We start from the raw sequence: 24894 nt of genomic DNA on the forward strand, positions 1-24894 counted from the left end.
CCGTGCGGCATGTCTTCGCACCCACTTCTGCACCTCCCTGCATAACGCCGATAATCAGCATTATGTAAAGTAAAGTCGCGATTGCTGCAACCGATGGACGATGAACGCTCCCCCTATGGGTGACGCGGCGTCTTCGAGCTCAAACCTAATTACTGGCGCGGAGCGCCTGTGGTGCGCAAACAAAGAACAGCGGCTGCTCCACCTGGGCGAACGGCACGACGAGCCACCGACCGCCATAGAACTCGACATACGAGTCCGGTGCGCACCTTGCGAAAGCTTCTTCGCGTGTCATCGTCTTTCCTTTCACAATAAGCTCTTGGCCTGTAAGACTGTCATCACCGTGAGACCTGCTTCATTCCCACCGCGCACCGGATCAGCGGGTGTGGACCCAGCCGGCGCCGCCGCCAAAGCGGATGCCGCAACCGCATGCAGCACACGACCACTGGCCACGGAACCATCGGCGCTCAGTGACGCTTCGGCAGGGGCTGATTTCCGGACCGTCGCCGTCAGCGCCGGCCTGCACCATTGCGGCCAGCATGACCCGGACATCCGTTTCGTAAATGTCCATCGCGTGGAAATCGCGGAGTCCGCAGCCTCCCCCATGCAGGCACGCCCCATCGTGCAACCGGCGGGCGATCGTAAGCACCGCCTGGTCGTTGACGGTGACAGTCAGAACCGGGGCAGCGAAGTCTCCGGCGGCGCAGGCCCCCGGCGCAGGAAGGTCCGCGAAGGAATCGTCGATCAGGTCATTTATCGTGGCGGTCATCGGTGCTCCTCGGTACTCCAGTAGTTTTGTTGAACTCCCCCGTCTGCGGCATCTGGCGATGCAAGTCACGTTCACTCGTTTCATGAGCTAAGTTACGCTGCTTTAATCATCTAGTCCAGCTTTTTTTATATTTTAAGAGCTAGGCAAACGTTCATCCTGCGGACCGCGATCCGCGCACTGGTACGTCCCTGCCTTGGAATATGCGGGCCAAGCTTTATCCAACGTGCCGACACGTGAGCGAAAAAAGATCGGCTCCTGAGGGTTTTACACGCAACGCTCCCCCGCGGGCGCCACGTCGGAGAACACCAGGTCCAGCTATTCATGCGTCAAGGCGCGGTGGCCGCCGTCGTCCACGTCCGGTGGCCGGAGGGCGAGTAGCGCAGATCCATTCGCGGGTCGACCGCTTGAACTTACAGACCAGTGCCGACGCGATGCTCGCGCACGCGGTCGAGCCACTCCGTGATCAGCGCCGTGGTGAGGCCGGGCTGCTCGTGCGGCAGCGCATGACCGGCACGGTCGAGCACGGCGAAGGTAGCCCGTGGATAGTGCTCGAGCAGATCCCAGTGGCCGGCGTAGCCCACAGTGGAGTCCTGGCGTCCGGTGACGATAAGGACGGGGCTGGAGTACGGTGGGCCCGCTTCGGGACTGCTGCTGAACAGCCAGTGTTGGCCGATCCGCTCGAGTCCTTCTTGGTCAACCAGGCCAAGGGCGGGGACGATGTACTGCTTGTATCGCTCCAGCATGGACTGCGTTTGCACGACAAAGTAGTCGCGGAAGACGCTCGCCTCAGCCGGGCCGAGCGTCTCGCGCGGATCCGTCGAGACGTGCAGGACCTGGTGTGCCGGAAGATTCCGAACGTTCTCCCCCAACGGACAGATCAACGCCAGCCCTGTCACCTGCTCCGGGCGCCTGCCGGTGATGGCCCGGGCATAGTACGCACCGGCGGAATGGCCCATGAGCCGAAACTTCCCACCACCGATCACACCATCTATAAACGCGAGCAGGAGGTCGAGAACGTCGTCGGCACTGTCCAGGGTCCCCGCCGGCGTGCGCCCCATGCCGGGAAGATCAGGGTAAAAGCGCCGACAATCATCTATCCCGCTAAATATCGGCTCCATGGCACCGACCATCTCTCGGTGATCCACACCGGCACCGTGCAATACCAGGAGCGGCGCTCCGTCGCCATGCTCGACGTAATGTACAGGTATGCCCCGTGCTTTGTACTCCACAGCGTCAGCCTAATTTAGGCCCTTGGTCAGTGACAGGATGTGATTCATGTCCATTGATGTGCAAGCGGTGCGCCGAGAGACCCGCGGCGTCCGGAACGTGACCCATCTGAACCATGCGGGAAGCTCGCTGGTGTCCCGCCCGGTGGCGGAGACGGTGGTGGGCCATCTGCGCCGTGAGGAGGAAATTGGCGGCTATGAAGCGGCCGAGGAGGCTGCTGACCGGCTGGAAGACGTGTATTCGTCGGTGGCGCGGCTGCTCGGGGCCCAGCCAAACGAGATCGCCCTGGCCGAGAGCGGCAGCCGGGCGTGGGGTGCGGCGGTGTACAGCTTGCCCTTTGCCTCCGGGACCCGGCTACTGATTGGCCGTACGGAGTATTCCGGCAACGTTATCGCCCTGCGGCAGCTTGCGCGTCGGCATGGCCTGAAGATTGTGGTTCTCCGCGACGACCCTCATGGGCAGGTCGACGTCGGGCACCTTCAGAGGGAGCTTGAGCGCGGAAACGTTGCGATGGTCGCCCTGACGCATGTGCCCATGGCTAACGGTCTGGTCAATCCGGCAACGCAAGTGGGCCGGCTGTGCCGGGCTGCCGGTGTGTTGTTTGTCGTCGACGCATGCCAGTCGGTGGGCCAGATGCCGCTGGACGTGGAGTCGCTGGGCTGCGATGTGCTGGCGGGGACCGGGCGGAAGTTCCTGCGCGGTCCCCGCGGCACTGCGTTCCTGTATGTGCGTGCCTCGGTTCTGGAGCAGCTGGAGCCGGTCATGCTGGACGGGCACTCGGCCGCTCCGTCAGGCGCCAACGGATTCGAAATGCGCGGCGATGCGCGCCGTTTTGAAAGCTGGGAGGCCAGTGTCGCCGGAAGGCTGGGTCTGGGCCGCGCCGTCGACTATGCCCTGGCCCTTGGCCTGGACGCCGTGCAGGAGCGTGTGGCGTGGCTCGCGGAGCTCCTGCGAAACGCGTTGTCTGCGGTTCCGGCAATAACTGTCCACGACGGCGGAGTGACCCGATGCGGCATCGTCACGTTTTCGGTACGGGGAAGCGATGCGGGGACCATCAGGGCGAAGCTGGCGCATCACCGGATCAATGTCTCCGTGGCTCCCCTGCCCCCTAGTGAGGTCAACGCTGTCCTCACCGGGAAACCAGATGCGGCGGCCACGGTGGTGCGGGCCTCGGTGCACTACTACAACACCGAGGCCGAGATTCAGCGGCTCGTGAGCTTACTCGGGTGAGCCTTGCACGCCTCCCCCGGCTTGCCGCAGCCGCCCGGCTAAAGCGCCTCCGCGAGCGTCATCGCGTAGAGGTTCTGACTGTCGGTCCATTGCCCTGCAATGGAGAATCCCGCCGATTCCAGCTCGCTGGCTATGCCCTCGATCCGGAATTTCGCAGAAATCTCCGTGCGCAGTTCCTCGCCTTCGTGGAACCGGACGTCCATCCCCACTCCGGGCAGGCGCACGAGCATCGGTTTCCTGGCACGCAGCCGCATTTCGATCCACTCTTCGTCGGGCATCCACAGCGCGACATGGTCAAAGGCCATCACCTCGAAATCGGCGCCCAGCTGGGAGTTGAGGACACGGAGCACGTTCCGGTTGAAATCCGCGGTGACCCCCTCGGCGTCGGCATAGGCCGGAACAAGGATGTGGGGTGACTTGACCAGGTCCGTGCCAAGGAGCAGCGAACCGCCGTCGCCGTCGAGCATCTCGCGGATGCCCGTGAGGAAGCGGGCCCTGGCCTCCGGCTCAAAATTGCCGATGGTGCCGCCCAGGAAAGCAACCATGCGGCGCCCTGTTCGAGGGAGAAGGTGCAGCTGGGTTTCGAAGTCGGCTGCCACTGCCTCCAGCTGAAGGTCGGAGAAGGCCGGAGCCAGATCATTGCGTGCATCCAGCAGCGCGCTATCGCTGACGTCCACGGCGACGTAACGGCGAAGCGACCCCGCCTCCCTCAAGGCATCCAGCAGCAGCGGGGTCTTCCTGGACGATCCGGATCCGAGTTCAATCAATGTTTCTGCCGGGCTCGCGGCCGCCATTTCTGGGGCGAAGAGTTCCAGCACTTCACGTTCGGCGCGCGTCGGGTAGTACTCGGGCAGGTTCGTGATGCGCTCGAACAATGCGCTGCCGAGTTTGTCATAGAACCACTTGGGCGGCAGCGTTTTGGGTGACGAGCTGAGACCCGCGCGCACGTCTGCGCGCAGGCTGCGCTCCAGATGGTCCGGGGGAAGGTGATGAATGATGTCGGTGCGGTCGGCGGAGAGGCTCATGGGGCTGCGTGCTCCTTCGTGAGTGCCGGAATGGGACGTACTTCGACGCTGCCTGCGGTGGCGGTCAGGAGGGAACGGTCAGGCACCTGGTGCCAGTCCGGGCCGTCGTCGTATGGTTCGCTGGCGACGACGATGCCCCCGGTGCCGTTTCGCCAAAAGAGGCTGTCCCCGGCGGCTGTGGCGGCGATGGCCATGCCGTCTGTGAGCAGAAAGTTGAATCTGCCCCCAGCCACGGCTGAGACAGCGTTCACCACGTGCATCAGCGCCTCCCCGGCGGCATCGCCGGCGTCAAGCCGCTCCAGAACGAGGGCCCAGAGCAGCGCAGAGTCGACCTGCGCCTCAAGGGCCAGCAGTCGCGATGGCGGGAGTGAAGCGGCCAGTTCTTCCACCGAGTGCGGCCAGCCTTCCACGCGGCCGTTGTGGCTGAAGAGCCAGGGTCCATGCGCATATGGCGCAGCAGCTGACTCCTCAGGCGTCATCCCCGGTGTTGCTGACCTGACGGCTGCCAGTACGGCCCGGCTGGAGGTAACCCGGGCAACGTCGGCGAAGGATCTGTCCGACCAGATCGGGATGGAACGGCGGTAGCGGGCGGGCACAGGATCGTCAGGGGCGTACCAGCCGACACCGAATCCGTCGGCATTGATTGTCCCGTACCGTTGGCGGCGGGGCGCCCACGACTGCTCCAAAAGTCCATGGTCCGGGGCGAACAGCAGCTCGGCCAGCGGCATCGGCTTTCCGATGTAGGCGAAATGACGGCACATGGGCTAGCGACCCTCCACCGGAGTCGCGTCGCGCGCTGTGCGGAATCCGGTAAAAATCTGCCGGCGGATCGGATAGTCCCAGTTTCGGAAAGTGCCCCTGCAGGCGGCGGGATCCGCCGCCCAGGACCCTCCCCGGAGCACCTTGTAGTCGGACCCGAAGAACACCTCGCTGTATTCCGGATACGGGAATGCGGTGAATCCGGGATACGGGCGGAAGTCGCTGGAGACCCATTCCCAGACGTCGCCGATGAGCTGCCGCACTCCAAGCGGCGAGGCCCCCGCGGGAAAGGAGCCTGCCGGAGCCGGGCGGAGGGCAGACCCGCCAAGATTGGCGTAGTGAGGTGCAGGATCCTCGTCCCCCCACGGGTAGCGCCGGGAACGCCCGGACCGGGGATCAAAGCGCGCCGCCTTTTCCCATTCGGCTTCGGTCGGGAGCCGGCGCCCTGCCCAGCGGGCGTAGGCGTCCGCTTCGAACCAGCACACGTGCTGCACCGGCTCATCGTCCGGAACAGGCTCGACGACGCCGAACCTGGTCCTGCTCCAGCCGTCGCCGTCGCGTTCCCAGTACTTGGGAGCCGCCAGCCCGGCGTCCCTGCAGTGATCCCAGCCCTCCGAGGTCCACCAGCGGGAATTCCGGTAGCCGCCGTCGTCTATGAAATGCCGGTAGGCGCCATTGGTCACCGGAACGGTGTCGATCCAGTAGGCGGGCACGTCCACCGAATGGGACGGGCGTTCGTTATCCAGTGCCCACGGTTCCACCGACGTCCCCATGGTGAAAGGCCCTGAAGCCACCAGGACCTCCTTTGGCAGGGCATGCAGGTCCTGGGGTCCGACGCCGGACGCGAACGGTTGACCGTGGAGGACCGGCGTTCCTTTCCGGAGCTGGTGCGTGGCAAGCATTGTTTCGTCGTGCTGCTGTTCGTGCTGGATGATCATTCCGAAGGCGAAACCCCGGTTCACCAGCGGTGAGCCCTCCAAGGGGGTCCGCTCCAGGATGTCGAGCGCCTTGTCGCGCACCTCGGCGATGTATTTCCGTGACTCCTGCGGCGATAGCAGCGGCAGCGTCGTGCGGCTGCTTCGCGGATGCTGGAACGCGTCGTACATCTGGTCGAGATCGCACCGCAGCGGTTCCATCTTGCCGACGTCACGTACGAGCCAGAGTTCCTCCTGGCTGCCTACATGTGCCAGGTCCCAGACCAGAGGTGACATGAGCGGTGAGTGCTGCTTTAGCAGATCTTCGTCGTCACAGTCGGTCAGCGCATGGGTTCGGTTCCGGGCCCTTTCCAGCCCGTCGGCGATGAAGGTCCTGAGAGTTTCGGGATCGGCAGGGGCTCCGGGAAGGTCACTCCGCATTGTCGTCCTCCTCGTCAGGCTCTGGTCGGGCAAACCAACTGCCGGTTCTTCGCCACACGTCCAGCCGCTCCTGCGCCGGGCACCGGCCACGCGCCGTATGACGTTCCACGAACTGTTCGGCCCGCCTGCGGGTTGTGGCGTCGGCTCCTAACCGGGGCAACGCCATCAGGGCGGCCTCGGCGCAGGCGGTGGCAGCGGCGGCGAGTACGGGATTCGTCAGCCCGTCGCGGGCGGCAGTTCTCATCGGATCGGTCAGCGCAGCAAGCGGTTCGCAGGCGTCTGCGGCAAGATCGGCAGCAATTTCGTCGTCCATAAGCGCTGTGACGATCGCCGTGACCGGCTCCCAGTCATGACCTGCCTGCGCGTCGATCACCCTGAGCTCCATGAATCCGCGTGGCCGCACAGGCGGGAAAAGGGTTGTCAGGTGGTAATTCAGGTCAGCCAGCGTTGCGGGCCTGGGTCCCCTCCCCTGCAGCCAGTCCCGCATCGTCAGCTCCCGCGGCGGATCCCAGCATGCCTCCTCTGACGGGATGCACAGAACGAGAGCGTCGAGTGCGTAGCGCGCCCACGCCTGGCGCGGATCCTCCGAACGAGGGACGGCACTGGTCCTCGTCGGGTCAATGTCCAGCCAAGTGCGCTGCCGGTTGCTGTGCCATCCGCTCGGGATGCCGTGAAGGAAAGGCGAATTGGCGAACATCGCGACGAAAACCGGAAGGAGATTATGCAGGCGATGCCAGCGTTGCACTGCACCGGTGGACCCCGGAGTGTCGAATCCGGCTTCCAGCGAAATCTGGAGGGAAGCCGTGGAGCACATCATGGTTCGTCCGGCTGGGCCGAAACGGTCGAAGTGTCGTTCCATTGACGCATACCGCGGATGCGCCAATGACCGCACAGCCGGCCGGCCGGGGTCCACGGCCATGGGTCCGAAGCAAAGACCAGCCTTTGAGAGCCGGGCCGCAACGGCTGCAAGGTCTGTCCGGGTCGCTGCGACAAGAGCCGGAAGACCGGGGGCACAGGCGGAGCTCACCTCCAGTTGGCCCCCTGGTTCAAAGGTGATGACCCCACCGCCGGGCAGCGGCCCGGGAGATGCCGCCATGGCCGCGCTCAACCGTGCCACCGGAACCGGGATCTGTGGATCCACAACGTCGTGTACCACTCGCTCGACCTCCACGCCGGCAGCGCCCGGCGGTCCGGTCTTGAAACACACGGAGGCCACATACACCTCGGCCTCGGACTCGGAAAGCGGGCGAATGTCGCGCCCTGCCTGCAAAGCGGAATTCACGCGGCGCTCCTTCGACGGCGGTAGTCTTCTGGCGGCAAGCTAAACAGCCCCCTTTTGGCCTTGTCAACGGTCTGGCCACCGGAATCCGCCAACGTCGGCGCGGCTAGAACACGTCTTCGGGGTCGACGGTGGACGTCGCGTACTCCGGTCGCCCGCGGGGCCGATAGGTTTGGATGGTGATGCCCCGGGACGTGGACCGCGAGCTGACCAGTTCGAGCGCGATGTCGGGACCGGTTTCGGGGAACAGCCGTGTTCCCTGGCCGACGACGACGGGATAGGTGACCAGGTCGAGCTGGTCAACCAGGTCATTGGCCAGCAGCCATCTAACGAGGGCACCGCTGCCCGGCACCAGCAACTCGCCGTCGTGATTCGCCTTCAGTTCAGCGATGGCCGTGGCAACGTCGCCCTGCAGGACAGTCGTGCCCGCCCACCGCGGGTCGGCCAGAGTGGTCGACACCACGTACTTGGGGCGGCTGTTCAGCGCGGCGGCAATCGGGTTCGCGTCCGGGTTGGGCATCACTCCCCAGTACCCTGCAAAGATCTCGTACGTCCGGCGGCCAAAGAGGAACGCATCCGCCCCGCCGTAAACCTGGTTGAGATAGTCCCCTGCTTCGGCGTCGAGAAGCGGTATCGCCCATCCGCCGCGGTCGAAGCCGCCGCTGCGGTCCTCGTCGGGTCCGCCCAACCCCTGCATGACGCCGTCAACCGAGACGTTGGTCGTGGTGGTCAACCTCATGTCTTGTCACCTCGTCGGACAACGGCCGCGGACCCCTGACGGATCTGCGCTGGTTGCTACAGACAAGCACACTTGCGGTAGCCGCGCGAGGGCGAAATGGGCACCGGGCCCAGCTGGCCGGTGGCTAGGATGTGCATGTGAAGCAGCAAACCCATAAGTGGCAGGCCTCCTCCAGCACGTCCGAGCCGTCCCCAGGAGTCTTTTTCGTCGAGGGACCGGCATCAAACTGGATCGTGGTCCGCGACGAGACCGGATTCATGATCATCGACAGCGGTTACCCGTCCGACCGTCCGCTGGTCCTTGAATCCATCCGCCGTCTGGGACTGCGGCCGACGGATGCCCGGGCCATGCTCATCACGCACGGCCACGTGGACCACACCGGTTCGGCGGCCTACTTCTCCGAAACCTATGGCACGCCCATCCTGTGCGCGCCGGAGGAGCTGGCCCACGTCCAAGGGAGGGAAAAGCACCAGGTCACGTTCGGCCAGGTCATCATCCGCGCCTGGCGGCCCCGCGTGTTCCGCTGGATGGTCCATGTCATCAGGTCGGGAGCCCTCAAGGCGAAGCCCGCAACGGGGGCCCAGGCCTGGACCGCCGACGTGTTGAGAAACCTTCCCGGCAAGCCGGAAGCCGTGCTGCTGCCGGGGCACACACCGGGCAATGTCGCGATCCTGCTTCCTGAAGCCGGGGCGATAGCGGTGGGTGATTCGTTCGTCAGCGGCCATCCGCTGAGCCGGACAGCCGGACCGCAGATGCTGCACCCCATGTTCCACACCGATCCCGCACAGGCGCTCGCGGCGACCCATCGCCTGGACGAAATCGACGCCTCGGTGGTGCTGCCGGGCCATGGCGGTGTTCTCCGCAGGTCTCTTAGCGACGCACTGGAAACGTTGCGCGGACAGGCGTCGGCGTCGAATCCCGAAGCCGCCTGAGCATCTCCGGGCGTTGCCGCTATGAATAACGGCCCGGATCGCATAAAATGAACGACGTTCATTTATTTGGTCGGGCCCAAGGGGTCAGGCCAACGCCGTTCGAAGCGAAGGAGCCACCGACAGTGACGCCGGGGACAGCTGCAGGAAGCACACATGATGCCCGCGACCTCATAGGGACAGAGGTGAGGGTGGAACGGGCCGGAACGGTCATCCGAGTGGGCTACGTGGAAACCGCCACGCCCTCGGGAGAGCTGTTCTGGATCAGGGCCAACGGGTGTGAGCCCCGTGAACTGTTCGGTTCGGCGCTGGGCCACACGATTGTCCCTGCATCGGAACCCGGCCAGGTGGCCGGCTAAACCCCCGCCGCCTGTCACCTACGGGGTTGCGCCCTAGGAACCGGAACCAGCAGGAGCGGCACGGCTGTCCACCTCGGCAGTCAGCCGGTCGATCCGCTCAACTGCGGCGTCAAGGTCCCCGACTGTCGACCATAAGGCCGGCTGCTCGTTACGAATCTGTTCAAGCGTGCGCCCTGCGGAGGTGAGCGCAGCGAGATCGAAACTCACATTGGTACGGGCACCGGTCACCGCTGCCCGCAGGGCCCCGAAGGCGACGACGACGTCGGCAACCAGGGCCGAATTACCATTGGACGCCAGCCACTCCAGGTCCCCAATGGCATCGATGGCGTGCTCGCCGAGCACGGCAGAGGCCTTGGCGGCATCCACGGACGCCCGGCGTATCGCATCCTCCCGTTCCGGCCCCGGTTCCAGCCGGAAGGCGGCGCCGAAAGCCTGGGACGCTGAGGCGTCCTCGTCGGCCAGCCGAAGGGCGGCTTCCCGCAGCGAATGCACCCGAGCGTGAACATCAGCAAGTTCCTGCCGCTGGTGCCTGTCAGCTTCCGTATATCCGGCGACCATGGATGCCAGTGACGCGGCGATGGCAAGCATCACGCCCGCCCCGGCGCCGCCGCCTGGGGAACCAACGGACTCCGCCAAAGCCCGCGTCCAATCCTCAACTGTCGACCGCCGAGTCGTAACTGACTTCGAATCATCGCTCATGGCACCAGTCTGCCCGAAGCCCCCGCTACATTGTCAGGACGACGGGCCAGCCGGGAACGAAACGTGCGGCGCATTGGACCGGAAACCGAAAACGTACAAACCTATTTGGGTTCCGTTACATATTTCGGCGAATCCCGGCTCGATAGCATGAGGTGACCGGACAGAGCCGTCCGGGTGGATCGACGCAGAAGGAAGCTCATGCCCGCGGTAACGGTGGACGATATCCTTTCGGATTTCCCGCTGGGTTTCGCCACCCTCATCCTGCGACCCGCCCCTGACCGATCGGGCATCGAACGGTTCTTGATCGTCGACGCTGATGATGAAACGTCCGACGCCGGCGCAGCCTTTGTCCTGCTGATCGGCGTCCGCGGCCGCTCGGCTTTGCCCGCGTTGCGACGGCTCCTGAAGAACCCGCCGCAGGTTGTCGCGGTCAAGGGGACCCGCGAGGAGCTGACCGACGCCGAAGAACTGCTGGCCGCAGCGGGCAGCGGGCTGCTGCTGGTGGACCCGGCTGCCGATTGGGACCGGCTGCTGTCAATCGCCAAGGACCGGATCCAGCCGCGCAGTTACCAGAGCGAAGTGCTGACACTGCTGGAAGAGGACCTGTTCGCCATCGCCCAGACCACTGCACGGCTGACCTCCAGCCACGTGGTTATCGAGGACGCCGCCAACAAGGTCCTGGCCTACTCCACCGTCTCGAACGACATCGACGAACTGCGCAAGGCATCCATCCTGACCCGGCGCGGCCCCAGGAAATACGAACTGCTGCTCAAGGACCTCGGCGCCTACCGCGAACTGCACAGAACCCGGCTGCCTGTGCGTGTGCCGGCCCGGCCGCAGGACGGACTGCGCGAACGCGTGGCCATCACGCTGTTTGCCGGTGACCGGATCATGGGCTACATCTGGCTTCAGGAGACCGGGGACGGATTCGGCGCGGATGTAGACTACGTGCTGACGGGATCCGCAGCCCGGGCCTCCGCCGAGCTGATCCGGCACCGCAACCAGCAGTCGGTGCACATGCGCGAAGACCGTATTGCCAGGATCCTGTCCGGCCCCGCGGAGGCTGCCGCCAGTGCCCACAGCGGGAAAATTCCGGCGGAACGGCCAGCGGCACTCATCCTGATCGGAATGTCCGGCGCGGACACGCAGGCTGATGATGCCGCACTGAAGCACGGCGAACTCGCCAGTCTGGCGTCCATCCACGCCGCCGCTTACAAGGCATGCGCCGTCGTCGGGCAATTCAAGGGCGATACTGCGGTGATCGTTCCGGGGCTCCAGTCCACTGCGGCGGAACCCGGGCTGCGGAGCCTGGCCGAATCCATCATCCGGGACGCCGGCAAACACCTGGGCATCAGCCCCTTTGCCGCCGTCGGCCCGGTGGCACCGGATCTGCTGACTCTCCACTCGGTTACCCCGATCACCGAGGCCCTGCTGGATTGCGTTAGCGCCTCCCCTGACACCACCGTGGCCACGGTGGCTGACTTCGAGGGAGAAATCCTCTTCCGTGACGCCGTCCGGAATTTTCTGTCCTCGACGTTCCGTCACCGCAGCCTCTCCACTCTTTTGCGGGACGACGGCGACCTCGCAGAAACCTTGCTTGTGTACTTCGAAGCCTCGCTCGACGTGGCCGAATGCGCGAAACGCATGGCACTGCACAAGAACACCGTCTACTACCGGATCAGCAAGGCTTCCCGGGTCACGGGCCTGGACTTTGGCAATCCACGTGATGCACTGGTGGCCCTGCTGCATATTCAGGAATGGGCCGCCATCCATAAAGACCTTCGAGGCAGGAAATGACCACGACACTCGATGCACCGCCCTTGGGCCCGATGCTCGATGACATCGTCCGCAGCCATAGACCGCAAAGGGAAGCCGGCTCTGTTCCGGCCAACATCCCGTCTTTGGCGGCGGTTCCGTTCAGCAGATTCGGAATAGCTGTGGCCACCGCGGCCGGAGAGATCTTCACCTCAGGGGACGCCGATGTCCCCTTCTCCATCCAGAGCATCTCCAAGGTGTTCACCCTGGCTATGGCCCTGCGCCGCGACAGTTCCGGAGCGCTGTGGTCGCGGGTGCTGCGCGAACCGTCCGGCTCCGCCTTCAACTCCCTGGTCCAGCTGGAAGTGGAACACGGCATCCCGCGGAACCCGTTCATCAACGCCGGCGCCCTGGTGGTCACCGACCGTCTGATGGAAGAGACGCCCGACGCCGCCACCGCGGTCCTGCGCTTCCTCACCGGACAAACGGGGGAACCAGGGCCGTTCATCGACGAGGCAGCCGCGGTCAGTGAGCTTTCCAACAGCAGCCGCAACCTGGCCCTGGCCCACTTCCTCAAAGACTTCGGCAACCTCAGGCAGTCCGCCGAGGCCGTCGTGGAAAACTACGTCCGCCAGTGCTCCATCATGATGACCTGCGCGGAATTGGCCAGGGCCGGGCTCTTCCTCGCCCGGGAAGGTCGCGGAACGTCGGGAACCGTGGTGTCCCGGAGCGAGGCGAAACGCATTGGGTCCATCATGCTGACCTGCGGCATGTACGATGCGGCAGGCGAATTCGCCTACCGGGTAGGACTGCCAGGAAAAAGCGGCGTGGGTGGCGGCATCCTGGTCATTGTCCCGGGCCACTGCGCCATCTCCGTCTGGAGTCCCCGCCTGGACGCAAAAGGCAATTCCCTGGCGGGCAGCGCCGCGCTCGCCGATCTTTCGGACCGCACCGGCTGGTCTGTTTTCTAAGCGTTTCCCGCACTTTCCTGTTCCACCTTCAGTTAGATCTTCAACCGGTCGAAAGGATCACCCATGTCCAACAACCCCAATGACGAGGTTGCTCAGTACGACGCTGACGGCGGCCATGCGCATGCCACCGAAAATCTTCTTCACGCCGAGGACAAGGGCTACCACAAGAGCCTGAAGCCGCGGCAGATCCAGATGATCGCCATCGGCGGTGCGATCGGCACCGGCCTGTTCCTCGGCGCCGGCGGCCGGCTCAACGCCGCCGGCCCGTCCCTGGTCATCGCCTACGCCGTCTGCGGCTTCTTCGCCTTCCTGATCCTGCGCGCCCTCGGCGAACTGGTCCTGCACCGGCCCTCCTCGGGCTCGTTCGTCTCCTACGCCCGCGAATTCTTCGGCGAAAAGGCAGCCTTCGTCTCCGGCTGGTTCTACTGGATCAACTGGGCCACCACCACCATCGTGGACATCACCGCCGCCGCCCTCTACATGAACTTCTTCGGCAACTACATCCCCTGGATGGCCGACGTCCCCCAGTGGGTCTGGGCCCTGACCGCCCTCATCGTCGTCCTGGGCCTGAACCTCGTCTCGGTCAAGGTCTTCGGCGAAATGGAATTCTGGTTCGCCATCATCAAAGTCGCCGCCCTCGTCGCGTTCCTGCTGATCGGCACCTACTTCGTCATCTTCGGCACCCCGGTCCCCGGCCAGGAAACCGGCTTCAGCCTGATCACCGACAACGGCGGCATCTTCCCCAACGGCCTGCTGCCCATGATCATCCTCATGCAGGGCGTCCTGTTCGCCTACGCCTCCATCGAACTCGTCGGCACCGCCGCCGGCGAAACCGAAAACCCGGAAAAGATCATGCCCAAGGCCATCAACTCCGTGGTCTTCCGCATCGCCGTGTTCTACGTCGGCTCCGTCATCCTGCTCGCCCTGCTCCTGCCCTTCACCTCCTACCAGAAGGGCGTCAGCCCCTTCGTGACGTTCTTCGGCTCCATCGGCATCCAGGGCGTGGACGTCATCATGAACCTCGTCGTCCTCACCGCCGCCCTGTCCTCCCTCAACGCCGGCCTCTACTCCACCGGCCGGATCCTGCGCTCCATGTCCGTCGCCGGCTCCGCCCCCAAGTTCGCCCAGCGCATGAACAAGGCCGGCGTCCCCTACGGCGGCATCGCCATCACCGCCGGCGTCTCCCTGCTCGGCGTCCCGCTGAACTACCTCGTCCCGTCCCAGGCATTCGAGATCGTCCTGAACATCGCCTCCGTCGGCATCATCGTCACCTGGGCCACCATCGTCCTGTGCCAGATCCAGCTCAAGCGCTGGGCCGACAAGGGCTGGCTCAAACGACCCTCGTTCCGGATGTTCGGCGCACCCTACACCGGCTACCTCTCCCTGCTGTTCCTGGTCGGCGTGCTGGTCATGGTCTTCATCGACTCACCCCTGACCCTTCTGGTCACCCTCATCGCCATCGCCCTCATGGTCGCCGGCTGGTACGCCTGCCGCAAACGCATCCACGAAATCGCCGAAGCCCGCGAAGGCTTCACCGGCCTGTCCCCCGTCATCGCCAACCCGACCCCCATCAAATAAAGATCCGCAGCTTTACACACACCCGCCCGCCGAATAGCCAAAGAAAGCACATGACAACAGAGTCTCAGTCCACCCTGACCGCCACCGACAACCGCCCCGATCTTGACCGAGCCCAAGGACAGGAGTTCCGCCAGACTGGCCCCGAGAGCGTGCCTGCAGGACCGCGCCCGGTCCTGAAATCCGCCGGGCATGTGATCGTTGATTCGCTCGCGGCCCATGGCGTGGAGCGCACCTATGTGGTTCCCGGTGAAAGCTTCCTTGACGTCCTGGACGGCCTGCACAGCTCCGATATTGAAACCATCGTGTGCCGGCACGAGGGCGGGGCGGCGTACATGGCAGAGGCTGACGGCAAAATGAACCAGCGACCCGGGGTGGCGATGGTCACCCGGGGCCCAGGTGCAGCCAACGCGCACGTGGGGCTGCACACGGCCTGGCAGGACTCGACGCCGATGCTGCTGTTCGTGGGTCTGATTCCGTTCGCGCACCGGGACCGCGAGGCGTTCCAGGAGTTCGACATCAAAGCATGGTTCGATACCGGCGCCAAACGCGTCATGGTCCTTGACCACGCGGAGCGGGCATCCGAAATTGTGGCTGAGGCCATGTTTGCCGCTATGAGCGGGCGGCCGGGGCCAGTGGTGGTGGGCCTGCCGGAGGACATCCTCCGGGACCTGATTGATCCGACGCTGCACCCGGCCATCCCGGTGGCGGGCGGCGGCATGAGCAGCAACGACGTCGAGGCACTGAAGGCTGCACTGGCTTCGTCCAACAAGCCGCTGTTCGTGACGGGCGGCAACGACTGGACCCAGTCCGCAGCTGATCAGCTGACCGCCTGGCTGGAGCGGCACCAGATTCCCGCCGCCGCTGAATGGCGCACCCAGGGAACAGTCTCCTTTGACTCCCCGTCCTATGTGGGCCCCATCGGGTATGGCCGCCCGCGCCCCACCTACGACCTGCTGGAGGAAACCGACCTTCTCGTCTTTGTGGGCACTGTCCCGGGAGACGTGATTACGGACGGATTCGTCTGCCGGCAGGACTGGAGCAAGAAGAACTTCCTGGTCACCATCGACCCCGCACTGCGCGGCCGTTCGGGCCCCGTCTCGCGGCAGATCCTGGCGAAACCCGAGGCCTTCGTCCGCGACCTCGCCGGCATCGATCTGCAGGTGAAGGAGGAGTGGAAGGCGTGGACAGGCCGGATGAGGGCGGAGCAGGAGTCGTTCGCCGCGCTTCCCTCGTCCATCCCCGTCCCCGGGCCGGCCAGGATGGACACCCTGATGGCACACCTGGTCCCCAAGCTGCCGGAGGATGCCCTGGTGACGTTCGGGGCGGGCGAGCACACTAACTGGGCGCACCGGTACTTCCCCACCCGCCGGTACGCCTCAATGATCAGCGCCCGGAACGGCTCCATGGGCTATTCCATCCCTTCGGCCGTCGCGGCGTCACTTGCTGAACCGCGGCGCCGCGTGGTCACTGTTGCCGGCGACGGCGAGTTCCTTATGAACGGCCAGGAACTCGCCACAGCCGCCCAGTACGGTGCCACGCCGCTGGTCATCGTCGTGGACAACCAGGAGTACGGCACCATCCGCACCCACCAGGAGCGGCACTATCCCGAACGCGTGTCCGGCACCCAGCTGAAGAATCCGCACTTCGGCATGATGGCCACCGCCTTTGGTGGCTTCGGCATTACAGTTACCGAGGACAAGGACATTCCGGCCGCCTTGGATGCGGCGTTGGCCGCCATCGAGGAGGACGGTGTCTTCGCCCTCATCCACCTCGTGGTGGAACAGCGGGTCAAGGCCTACCAGGCCACCGCCTGACAGAAAACGGACGACGGCGGGACCTCCCGCCGTCGTCCCCCGGAGAACTTTTCTGATCCGGCTACCGGTAGACGCGCACCCAGTCGACGATCATCTGGGTCTGATTGGTGACGGTTCCGTCCGGGAACCAGTCGAGCTGGAGCGTCTGATGCATGCCCACGGTCGGCAGGTGGGACGGATTCGTATCGATGTACCACGGGACGCCGTCGATATAGCCGGTGATTCCGGTCCGGGTCCACTCAACGGCGTAGTTGTGCCACTGGGTAAGGTCGATGGCCTTAGCCGCCCGCGTCTGATAGTTGGACCGCGTGCAGGCGTAATGCAGGCTGAACTTGATCACGTTGACGTTGCCCAGCGCCTCCGCATAGTCAACCTCGGCGCAGTTCGGCGAGTTGTTGTCATTGGGCCACAGCAGCACCACCGGGTGGTACTCCACATCCCGCACAGTGGTTCTCATCCTGGTTTCCCAGCGGCCGTACTTCTGCTGGGCGAACCTGGCGGACATCCCGCCGGTGGTGCCATTGGCGTCGCCGGTGATGAAGGCCGCCCCGTAAATAACCTTCAGCGCCTTCGGGCTGCGGATCCCGTTGCCGTTATGGCCCACGCTGTCATACACCTTCCACTTCAGCGGGTTGGGCGCTCCCAGATAGTTGAACTCGTCTCCGGCCACCACCGGACCCCAGTTGCGCAGGACTGCGGCCTGCACGTTCGGCACGACAGTCGCTGCGAGTGCCCCGTCCATCGTTCCCACGGAGTAGTCTCCGTTCAGGTTAACTGCCGCAACATTCAACGTAACGGCAGCGATGATTGCCGTTGCCAGCCTTCTTCTCCACAGCATGACCTCACCTCGGTTTGCAGCCTTCGCAGCGCCCCGCCCAACGCATCCTGTTAATTACCCTGCCCACAGGGTACTGATACTTCTTGGAAAAACCTTGGGGTGCTGGGTGGGCCGGCTGTCCGGGGAACTACCCGCCGTCGTAAGCCCGCCGGAGTTCGGCGATCTCCAGCTTCTGCATTCCCAGCATGGCCTGGACGGCACGCTGGGCGCCGGCCGGGTCAGGCCCGTTGATCAGCTGGCTGAGAACTTTCGGCACTATCTGCCACGAAACACCGTACCTGTCCTTGAGCCAGCCGCACTGGCTTTCACTGCCGCCGTCCGTGAGGGAGTTCCAGTAGCGGTCAACCTCTTCCTGCGAGCCGCAGCCCACCACGAAGGACACCGCCTCACTGAAGGAGAACGCCGGTCCCCCGTTCAAGGCCTGGAAAGCCTGGCCCTCGATTTCAAATTCGACGGCGACGGCCTGGCCCGCCGGGCCGGGGCCGCCCTCACCGAAGCGTGAGACGCTGGTGATCGAGGCATTGTCGAAGACGGACACGTAGTATTCGGCCGCTTCCTCCGCCTGGTTATCGAACCACAGGCAGGGTCTTATTTTCTGCACGCCGCTCTCCTCCTTCGCGGGGCCGGCCGGTTTGCTGACGTTTGCTTACGCGGGCGTACCGCCGTCGGACGTGTGGCTCACCAGACCGACGGTGTTTCCTTCACTGTCCCTGATGAACGCCATCCATTCATCTGTACCCGCCGGGCCGAGCCGCGCATCATCGTGATGGAAAATCACGTGCGGCGCGCCGACCACCTCCACTCCCGCGGCCTCCAGTTCCGCTACGCGTGACCGCACGTCCGGGACCTCAAGGTAGACCACCGACGACGGCGCTCCCCGCTCCAGCAGGAGCCGGACGCCGTCGAGATCGAAGAACAGCAGTCCCGGCGGCTCGAAGACCGCCGCCGGAGCGGTGCCCAGCAGGGCGGAGTAGAACTCCGCCGCCCGGTCAAGGTCCTCGGCATGCTGGGCAATCTGGATGAGCTTCACCAGGCCTCCTTCAAGCCGCGCGCATTGGTTCTGCCTGACATCGTCACGGCATATTCCCGTCGGGGCAAGACCTGCCAAAAACGGATAGGCTCGGAAGCATGCCTTCCACGACAGACCGTTCCGGAACACGGGCGGTTCCGGCCCTGACGGCCGCCGCAGCTGCGGCCGATTTCATCCTCATCCTGACCTTCGCCGCCATCGGCCGCGATGCCCATGCGCGGGGTGAATCAGTGACGGGAATCCTGGCCACGGCCTGGCCATTCCTGGCCGGCGCAGCCGTCGCCTGGCTGCTGCTGCGGGTCTGGCGGCGGCCCCTGGCGCTGTGGCCGGCCGGGGTGGCTGTCTGGCTCGGCAGTGTGGCCATCGGAATGGCGCTGCGCGCGCTCACGGGACAAACCGTGGTGCTGCCGTTTGTGATCGTGGCCCTGCTGAGCCTAGCGGTTTTCCTCCTCGGCTACCGCCTCATCGTCGCCGTAGTCCTCCGCCTGCGCGGACGCCGCCGCGCCTGAGTCCATGTACTAGGCTGGCAGCACAGCTCAACAGATCCGGAAGGGTTCACAGTGATCACCGCATTCGTCCTGATCAAGACAGACGCCTCGCGCATTCCCGAGACGGCCGAGGAAATATCCGCCATGGAGGGCATCAGCGAGGTCTACTCCGTGACAGGGGAATGGGACCTGATCGCCGTTGCACGCGTGGCCCAGCACGAAGACCTCGCAGATGTCATCGCCGACAAGCTGTCCAAGGTGCCCGCCGTCGTGCACACCACCACCCATATTGCCTTCCGTGCCTACTCGCAGCACGACCTCGATGCCGCCTTCGCGCTGGGGTTCGAGGAATAGCAGCCCATATTTCGCTGTCTAACGACGGAGGGGCCAGGCACCTGCAGGTGCCTGGCCCCTCCGTCGTTGGCTGCCTTAGGGCTTGTTCGGTACCTTATGCCTGCGAGAGGCTGACCCACTTCTCAAGGACGGCAGCGGCTGCGCCTGAGCCGATGGACTCCGCGGCCCGGTCCAGGGCAAGCTTCATGCGGTCCGTGAGCGGACCGTCGGCCTGCAGGTCGTACGCCACCAGGCCCGCCGCGGCGTTCAGCAGGACCGCGTCCCTCACCGGGCCCGTTTCTCCGGCCAGGACATTGCGGACGACGGCGGCATTCGCCTGTGCGTCCCCGCCGCGAAGCTGCTCCACGGTCGCCTGACGGATCCCCAGGTCCTGGGGCGAGAAAGTCTGTTCGGTCACTTCGCCGCCGCGGATCTCCCATACTGTTGACGGTCCGGTGGTGGTCAGTTCGTCCAGGCCGTCGCTTCCCCGGAACACCAGGCCGCGGCTGCCGCGGCGCGCCAGGACGCCTGCCACCAGCGGCGCCATGCGGGCATTCGCCACACCTACTGCGGAGGCCTGCACCCGGGCGGGGTTGGTGAGGGGGCCCAGGAAGTTGAAGGCTGTGGGGATCGCGAGTTCACGCCTGGGAACCGCGGTGTGCCGGAAGGACGGGTGGAAGACCTGGGCGAAGCAGAAGGTGATGCCAGCTTCCTCGGCGTTCCGTGCGACGTCCGCTATGGGAAGGTCGAGCCGCACCCCCAGCGCTTCCAGGACGTCCGCCGATCCCGACGACGACGACGCCGCCCGGTTGCCGTGCTTAACCACCTTTGCGCCCGCGCCGGCACAGACCAGCGCCGCCATGGTGGAGATGTTCACAGTGTTGAGTTGGTCACCACCGGTGCCCACGATGTCCAGCTTTTCACCGGAGATGGAGATCGGATTGGCATGGGACACCATGGCGTCAACGAGGCCGGCGATCTCCTCCACGGTCTCGCCCTTGGCGCGTAACGCCACGAGGAAACCGGCGATCTGGACGGGCGTTGCGGCCCCCGACATGATGGTGTCCATGGCCCAGGACGTACTGTCCGCACTCAGGTGTTCGCCGTTCAACAGTGCCGAGATGAGGCGCGGCCAGGTGTTGCCTGCCGCCGGTGCCGATACCTGTGAAGTCACCTCCTGATGCTATCGAGGTGCCCGTCGCAAAGACCAATATGAACGTCCCCGGGAACTTTTCAGCGCGATTTCGCGTCTTTGTAGAAAAAGTCTCCGCAAAAGGCGGTTTGCGTTGGGCAAGCCGAAGTTTTACAGACATAATGTCTATGTGACATCTGCGACCCATGCCCCCAGTACCCCTGCGCACCCCACGCTGAACCGCCCGAACATGGTCTCCGTCGGGACCGTCGTCTGGCTCTCCAGCGAGTTGATGTTCTTCGCCGGTCTCTTCGCCATGTACTTCACACTCCGGTCCACTTCCGGGCAGATGTGGGCGGAAGAGACGGCCAAGCTCAACTTCCCCTTTGCGCTTGTTAACACGATCGTCCTCGTGGCAAGTTCCTTCACTTGCCAGATGGGCGTATTCGCCGCCGAAAGGCTCCAGCCGCGACGCAGCGGCAGGCCGCTCCAGTTCACCCGCTGGGGCATGAACGAATGGTTCACCCTGACCTTCCTCATGGGCGCATTCTTCGTTGCCGGCCAGACCACGGAATACGCCATGCTGGTCTCCGAGCACGTGTCGCTGTCCTCCAACGCCTACGGCTCCGCCTTCTACATGACCACCGGCTTCCACGGCCTGCACGTCATCGGCGGCCTGGTCGCGTTCCTGCTCATCATGGGCCGCTCCTTCGCCGCCAAGAAGTTCGGTCACTTCGAGGCGACCTCGGCCATTGTCACCTCTTACTATTGGCACTTCGTGGACGTCGTGTGGATCGGCCTCTTCCTGGTCATCTACGTCCTCCAGTAGTCCAGACTTTTCTCCCTCTTCTCCAAGAGAACGAATTTCAAGAAGCGGCTCACGGAGCCGACGCACGATCGAATAAAGGAACCACCACGTGAAGGCACTCTCGCAGAAGCGACGTCACCCACTGGCAGCAATAGCCCTGCTGTTGATGGGCCTCCTCCTCACTGGTGGGCTGTACGCCGTTGCCACTACCGTCAACGAGGCCAAAGCCAGCACTGCAGAGTTCACCGCCAGCGATACGCAGGAAGGCCAGAAGCTCTTCGAAGCCAACTGCGCCACCTGCCATGGCATGGGTGCCAGCGGAACGCAGGATGGTCCCTCACTGGTTGGCGTCGGCGCCGCCGCTGTTGACTTCCAGGTCGGCACCGGACGCATGCCCATGCAGATGAATGGCCCCCAGGCCTACAAGAAGCCGGCCCAGTTCAACGACACCCAGACCCACCAGCTGGCCGCATACGTAGCCTCGCTGGGTGCAGGTCCGGCCATCCCGGCCGACGAATACCTGGATGAGAAGGGCAACGCCGCCGAAGGTGGCGAGCTGTTCCGCGTGAACTGCGCCATGTGCCACAACGCTGCGGCAGCCGGTGGCGCACTCACCCGCGGCAAGTTTGCCCCGGCCCTGGCCGACGTCACGGGCAAGCACATCTACGAAGCCATGGCGACCGGACCGCAGAACATGCCGGTGTTCAATGACTCGAACATCTCCCCTGAAGGCAAGCGCGACATCATCACCTTCCTGAAGCAGATTGAAGCCAACGGTTCCCCGGGCGGCGCAGACCTGGGTGCACTTGGTCCTGTTTCTGAGGGCCTGTTCGTGTGGATCGCCGGCCTGGGCGTCATCATCGCCTTCACCATCTGGCTGACGTCCCGCTCGTCATAGCCACACCAGGCACAACAAGAACGTCCTGCTGATTACACAGCAGGTTTGGAACTGAACATAACTCGGCAAAGGCCGAGACGAGAGAAGGATGAGGCGAATCATGGGCAACCATAGTGACGGCAGTCCGAACCACTCGGGCACCGTAGCTACGGCTGGTCAGCATGAGGTGGAGAAATTCCAGGATCCTGGAATTCCCCCGCACCGCTTGCGCCTGGCTGACACGGACCCGAAAGCCGCCAAGCGGGCAGAACGGCAGGTTGCTGCTCTGTTCGCAACCTCAGTCATTGGCACGGTGGTCTTCCTGGTGGCGTACTTCGCCATCGACCTGGGAGACGACTCCAGCATTGCCACCATCCGGCTGCAGAATGCGCTGCTCGGCATTGGCACGGCGTTCGCCATGCTTGGCATCGGCACGGGTATCGTGCACTGGGCCAAGGCTCTGATGCCGGACCACGAAGTCTCCGAGGAACGCCACGCGATCCGCGAGGAGGACGACCGCCAGGCTGCGGTCCGCATCGTGGACGACATCGTGGAGGAAACGGGCATCAAGCGCCGTCCCCTCATCCGGAACACCCTGCTTGGCGCCATGGCACTGGCACCCCTGCCGGCCATCGCCATCTTCGGTGACCTCGGACCGCGCCCGGACGACAAGCTGGCGCACACGATGTGGGCCCCCCAGGACGGCAAGCTCAAGCGACTCACCCGCGACCCCGATGGAACCCCCATCAAGGCCTCGGATGTCACCATCGGTTCCGCCTTCCACGTGATCCCGGAAGGCCTCAACGAACTGCACGAGGGCAAGCTGAACGAAAAGGCCAAGGCCGTCGTTCTCCTGATGCGCCTCGACCCCGCGTCGCTGAACCCCTCCGCGGGACGCGAAAACTGGGGCTACAACGGCATCGTTGCCTACTCCAAGATCTGCACCCACGTCGGTTGCCCTGTTGCCCTCTACGAGCAGCAGACGCACCACCTGCTGTGCCCGTGCCACCAGTCAACCTTCGACCTGACCCAGGAATGCAAGGTTATCTTTGGCCCGGCCAGCCGCCCGCTCCCCCAGCTGCCCATCGCAGTTGACGATGAGGGCTACCTGGTCGCCACCAGCGACTTCAAAGAACCTGTAGGACCAAGTTACTGGGAGCGTGATGAGCATGAGCGCAGCATCAACAGCTGAAGCCCCCGCCTACGTAGCCAACACCAAAGTCGGACGTTTCACTGATTTCGTCGACGAGCGCGTCGGCGGGTCGGGAATCCTCCGCGAATTCGGCCGCAAGGTATTCCCGGACCACTGGTCCTTCATGTTTGGCGAGGTGGCGCTGTATTCCTTCGTCATCCTGCTCCTGTCGGGAACGTTCCTGACGTTCTTCTTCGATCCGTCGATGGCCGAGACGCACTACGCCGGCTCCTACACGCCGCTGAAAAACGTCGAAATGTCCGTCGCCTACAGCTCCTCGCTGGACATCTCCTTCGACGTCCGCGGCGGTCTGTTCATGCGCCAGGTCCACCACTGGGCAGCGCTGCTGTTCGTGGCCTCCGTTGCGGTGCACATGCTCCGTGTGTTCTTCACCGGCGCGTTCCGCAAGCCCCGTGAGATGAACTGGGTGGTGGGCGGTGTCCTGCTGATCCTGGCCATGGCTGCCGGCTTCACCGGTTACTCGCTCCCCGATGACCTGCTGTCCGGTAACGGCCTGCGCATCATCGACGGCGTCATCAAGTCGATCCCCGTGATCGGCACGTACATCTCCTTCTTCCTGTTCGGTGGAGAGTTCCCCGGCACGGTCATCATCAGCCGCCTCTACACGCTGCACATCCTGCTCGTTCCGGCACTGATCCTGCTCATGATCGTCGTGCACCTCTTCATGGTGGTTGTCCACAAGCACACGCAGTACCCCGGCCCGGGACGCAACGACCGCAACGTCGTCGGCTACCCCCTCGGCCCGGTCTATGCTGCGAAGGCCGGCGGATTCTTCTTCATCGTCTTCGGTGTCATTGCGCTCATGGCCGGGTTCTTCACCATCAACCCGATCTGGAACTACGGCCCGTACGATCCCTCCCCCGTGTCCGCAGGCACCCAGCCTGACTGGTACATCGGCTTCGTCGACGGTGCCTTGCGCCTGATGCCCGGTGTGGTCAGCGGCTTCCACTTCGAATACATCATCTTTGGCCACGTCCTCACGCTGAATGTCCTGCTTCCGGCACTTGTTCCGGCTGGCATCATTTTTACCGTGCTGTTCACCTACCCGTGGATCGAGCGCTGGATCACCAAGGACAACCGGGAGCACCACGTGCTCGACCGTCCCCGGAACGCTCCCACGCGTACCGCGATCGGTGTAGCCGGCTTCACCTGGTACAGCGTCATGTGGGCCGCCGCCGGTTCGGACCTCATCGCCACGCACTTCCACGTGGCACTGAATGACGTCACGTACTGGCTGCGCGCACTGTTCTTCATCGGGCCGGTCATCGCGTTCGTCGTCACCAAGCGTGTGGCCCTGGCCCTGCAGCGCAAGGACCGCGAAATCGCCCTCCACGGCCGCGAGACCGGACGTATCGTCCGCCTCCCGCACGGCGAGTTCATTGAGGTTCACGCTCCGCTCGACGAGTACAAGCGCTACAGGCTGGTTGGCTTCGAGTCGCCCGCACCGCTGCCGGCCGAGCCGAACGAGCACGGTGTGGTGACCCGCAAGGAAAACCGCCGCGCCAAGCTGTCCCGCTGGTTCTTCGAGGACCGGGTTGCTCCGGCATCGCCGGCCGAGCTGGAAGCCAGCCACGGCCACCACGAGGCCGTTGAAGCCGGCGAGGGACAGAAAACCCTCAGCCACTAAGGCAGCAACGCTTCACCAAGAAGCACACAGAGAAGGCCCGGTCCGCCAGGACCGGGCCTTCTC

The 24894-nt window shown here is 64.5% G+C and carries 26 protein-coding genes; 13 read left to right on the forward strand and 13 right to left on the reverse strand.

The window, feature by feature from the left end; translation table 11 throughout:
• Positions 1 to 145: 145 nt before the first annotated feature.
• The 3 genes from QF036_RS14675 to QF036_RS14685 all read right to left on the reverse strand — a co-directional run bounded on the left by QF036_RS14675 (position 146) and on the right by QF036_RS14685 (position 1995).
• Positions 146 to 292 (reverse strand): hypothetical protein, encoded by a 147-nt coding sequence (locus QF036_RS14675; RefSeq protein WP_307102994.1) that lies wholly within the window; start codon positions 290 to 292, stop codon positions 146 to 148.
• Positions 293 to 373: 81 nt separating this feature from the next.
• On the reverse strand, positions 374 to 766 hold the full coding sequence (locus QF036_RS14680) for a hypothetical protein (protein ID WP_307102995.1): 393 nt from the start codon (positions 764 to 766) through the stop codon (positions 374 to 376).
• Between the two features lie 410 nt (positions 767 to 1176).
• Positions 1177 to 1995, reverse strand: a complete 819-nt coding sequence (locus QF036_RS14685; RefSeq protein WP_307102996.1) for an alpha/beta fold hydrolase — start codon at positions 1993 to 1995, stop codon at positions 1177 to 1179.
• A gap of 46 nt (positions 1996 to 2041) precedes the next feature.
• On the opposite strand from QF036_RS14685, the gene QF036_RS14690 reads away from it, so the two are divergent.
• The gene (locus tag QF036_RS14690) at positions 2042 to 3223 is read left to right on the forward strand and encodes an aminotransferase class V-fold PLP-dependent enzyme (protein WP_307102998.1); all 1182 of its coding nucleotides are present in this window, start codon (positions 2042 to 2044) and stop codon (positions 3221 to 3223) included.
• Between the two features lie 38 nt (positions 3224 to 3261).
• Here the strand turns inward: QF036_RS14690 and egtD are convergent, their stop codons facing one another.
• The 5 genes from egtD to QF036_RS14715 form a co-directional block, all read right to left on the reverse strand.
• Complete coding sequence (gene egtD / locus QF036_RS14695) at positions 3262 to 4248, reverse strand: L-histidine N(alpha)-methyltransferase (RefSeq protein ID WP_307103000.1); 987 nt, start codon at positions 4246 to 4248, stop codon at positions 3262 to 3264.
• Positions 4245 to 5009: an ergothioneine biosynthesis protein EgtC gene (gene egtC, locus QF036_RS14700; RefSeq protein ID WP_307103001.1), complete on the reverse strand. Its 765-nt coding sequence runs from the start codon at positions 5007 to 5009 to the stop codon at positions 4245 to 4247. The genes egtD and egtC overlap by 4 nt, the downstream gene beginning before the upstream one ends.
• A 3-nt stretch (positions 5010 to 5012) precedes the next feature.
• Entirely contained in the window at positions 5013 to 6362 is a 1350-nt protein-coding gene (gene egtB, locus QF036_RS14705) for an ergothioneine biosynthesis protein EgtB (RefSeq protein WP_307103003.1), read from the reverse strand.
• A complete protein-coding gene (gene egtA, locus QF036_RS14710; RefSeq protein ID WP_307103005.1) occupies positions 6352 to 7644 on the reverse strand; it encodes an ergothioneine biosynthesis glutamate--cysteine ligase EgtA in 1293 nt (430 codons plus the stop codon). Before egtA ends, egtB begins: the two co-directional genes overlap by 11 nt.
• 103 nt (positions 7645 to 7747) lie before the next feature.
• Positions 7748 to 8380 (reverse strand): dihydrofolate reductase family protein, encoded by a 633-nt coding sequence (locus tag QF036_RS14715; protein ID WP_307103007.1) that lies wholly within the window; start codon positions 8378 to 8380, stop codon positions 7748 to 7750.
• Positions 8381 to 8517: 137 nt separating this feature from the next.
• Between QF036_RS14715 and QF036_RS14720 the strand changes: the two genes are divergently transcribed.
• Positions 8518 to 9312, forward strand: coding sequence for an MBL fold metallo-hydrolase (locus tag QF036_RS14720; RefSeq protein WP_307103008.1), 795 nt, complete (start codon positions 8518 to 8520; stop codon positions 9310 to 9312).
• Positions 9313 to 9434: 122 nt separating this feature from the next.
• On the forward strand, positions 9435 to 9668 hold the full coding sequence (locus tag QF036_RS14725) for a hypothetical protein (RefSeq protein ID WP_307103011.1): 234 nt from the start codon (positions 9435 to 9437) through the stop codon (positions 9666 to 9668).
• 33 nt (positions 9669 to 9701) lie between these two features.
• Here QF036_RS14725 and QF036_RS14730 read toward each other — a convergent pair whose 3' ends face one another.
• The gene (locus QF036_RS14730) at positions 9702 to 10367 is read right to left on the reverse strand and encodes a cyclodeaminase/cyclohydrolase family protein (RefSeq protein ID WP_307103012.1); all 666 of its coding nucleotides are present in this window, start codon (positions 10365 to 10367) and stop codon (positions 9702 to 9704) included.
• Positions 10368 to 10565: 198 nt separating this feature from the next.
• Between QF036_RS14730 and QF036_RS14735 the strand changes: the two genes are divergently transcribed.
• The 4 genes from QF036_RS14735 to QF036_RS14750 all read left to right on the forward strand — a co-directional run bounded on the left by QF036_RS14735 (position 10566) and on the right by QF036_RS14750 (position 16485).
• Positions 10566 to 12164: a PucR family transcriptional regulator gene (locus QF036_RS14735; protein ID WP_307103014.1), complete on the forward strand. Its 1599-nt coding sequence runs from the start codon at positions 10566 to 10568 to the stop codon at positions 12162 to 12164.
• Entirely contained in the window at positions 12161 to 13093 is a 933-nt protein-coding gene (locus tag QF036_RS14740; protein ID WP_307103016.1) for a glutaminase, read from the forward strand. Before QF036_RS14735 ends, QF036_RS14740 begins: the two co-directional genes overlap by 4 nt.
• Before the next feature lie 63 nt (positions 13094 to 13156).
• A complete protein-coding gene (locus tag QF036_RS14745) occupies positions 13157 to 14671 on the forward strand; it encodes an amino acid permease (protein WP_307103018.1) in 1515 nt (504 codons plus the stop codon).
• A 50-nt stretch (positions 14672 to 14721) separates the two neighbouring features.
• Positions 14722 to 16485 (forward strand): thiamine pyrophosphate-dependent enzyme, encoded by a 1764-nt coding sequence (locus tag QF036_RS14750; protein ID WP_307103020.1) that lies wholly within the window; start codon positions 14722 to 14724, stop codon positions 16483 to 16485.
• A 61-nt stretch (positions 16486 to 16546) separates the two neighbouring features.
• Here the strand turns inward: QF036_RS14750 and QF036_RS14755 are convergent, their stop codons facing one another.
• The 3 genes from QF036_RS14755 to QF036_RS14765 all read right to left on the reverse strand — a co-directional run bounded on the left by QF036_RS14755 (position 16547) and on the right by QF036_RS14765 (position 18353).
• Positions 16547 to 17227, reverse strand: a complete 681-nt coding sequence (locus QF036_RS14755; protein ID WP_307105939.1) for a glycoside hydrolase family 16 protein — start codon at positions 17225 to 17227, stop codon at positions 16547 to 16549.
• Positions 17228 to 17450: 223 nt separating this feature from the next.
• Positions 17451 to 17924: a VOC family protein gene (locus QF036_RS14760; protein WP_307103022.1), complete on the reverse strand. Its 474-nt coding sequence runs from the start codon at positions 17922 to 17924 to the stop codon at positions 17451 to 17453.
• A gap of 45 nt (positions 17925 to 17969) precedes the next feature.
• Entirely contained in the window at positions 17970 to 18353 is a 384-nt protein-coding gene (locus tag QF036_RS14765; RefSeq protein ID WP_307103024.1) for a VOC family protein, read from the reverse strand.
• A 98-nt stretch (positions 18354 to 18451) separates the two neighbouring features.
• Here QF036_RS14765 and QF036_RS14770 point away from each other — a divergent pair, with 98 nt between their 5' ends.
• On the forward strand, positions 18452 to 18862 hold the full coding sequence (locus QF036_RS14770; protein ID WP_307103026.1) for a DUF3054 domain-containing protein: 411 nt from the start codon (positions 18452 to 18454) through the stop codon (positions 18860 to 18862).
• A gap of 51 nt (positions 18863 to 18913) precedes the next feature.
• The gene (locus QF036_RS14775) at positions 18914 to 19195 is read left to right on the forward strand and encodes an Lrp/AsnC family transcriptional regulator (protein WP_307103028.1); all 282 of its coding nucleotides are present in this window, start codon (positions 18914 to 18916) and stop codon (positions 19193 to 19195) included.
• Positions 19196 to 19289: 94 nt separating this feature from the next.
• Here the strand turns inward: QF036_RS14775 and trpD are convergent, their stop codons facing one another.
• Positions 19290 to 20348, reverse strand: coding sequence for an anthranilate phosphoribosyltransferase (gene trpD, locus QF036_RS14780; protein WP_307103030.1), 1059 nt, complete (start codon positions 20346 to 20348; stop codon positions 19290 to 19292).
• A 148-nt stretch (positions 20349 to 20496) separates the two neighbouring features.
• Between trpD and ctaE the strand changes: the two genes are divergently transcribed.
• The 4 genes from ctaE (at position 20497) to qcrB (ending at position 24831) form a co-directional block, all read left to right on the forward strand.
• Positions 20497 to 21135: an aa3-type cytochrome oxidase subunit III gene (gene ctaE, locus QF036_RS14785; protein WP_444875983.1), complete on the forward strand. Its 639-nt coding sequence runs from the start codon at positions 20497 to 20499 to the stop codon at positions 21133 to 21135.
• Between the two features lie 88 nt (positions 21136 to 21223).
• The gene (gene qcrC, locus QF036_RS14790) at positions 21224 to 22012 is read left to right on the forward strand and encodes a cytochrome bc1 complex diheme cytochrome c subunit (RefSeq protein ID WP_307103034.1); all 789 of its coding nucleotides are present in this window, start codon (positions 21224 to 21226) and stop codon (positions 22010 to 22012) included.
• Between the two features lie 100 nt (positions 22013 to 22112).
• Positions 22113 to 23183, forward strand: a complete 1071-nt coding sequence (gene qcrA / locus QF036_RS14795) for a cytochrome bc1 complex Rieske iron-sulfur subunit (RefSeq protein ID WP_306923777.1) — start codon at positions 22113 to 22115, stop codon at positions 23181 to 23183.
• A complete protein-coding gene (gene qcrB, locus QF036_RS14800; protein ID WP_307103036.1) occupies positions 23161 to 24831 on the forward strand; it encodes a cytochrome bc1 complex cytochrome b subunit in 1671 nt (556 codons plus the stop codon). The genes qcrA and qcrB overlap by 23 nt, the downstream gene beginning before the upstream one ends.
• Positions 24832 to 24894 lie beyond the last annotated feature (63 nt).

This window comes from Arthrobacter globiformis (assembly GCF_030817195.1).
Taxonomy (GTDB): domain Bacteria; phylum Actinomycetota; class Actinomycetes; order Actinomycetales; family Micrococcaceae; genus Arthrobacter; species Arthrobacter globiformis_D.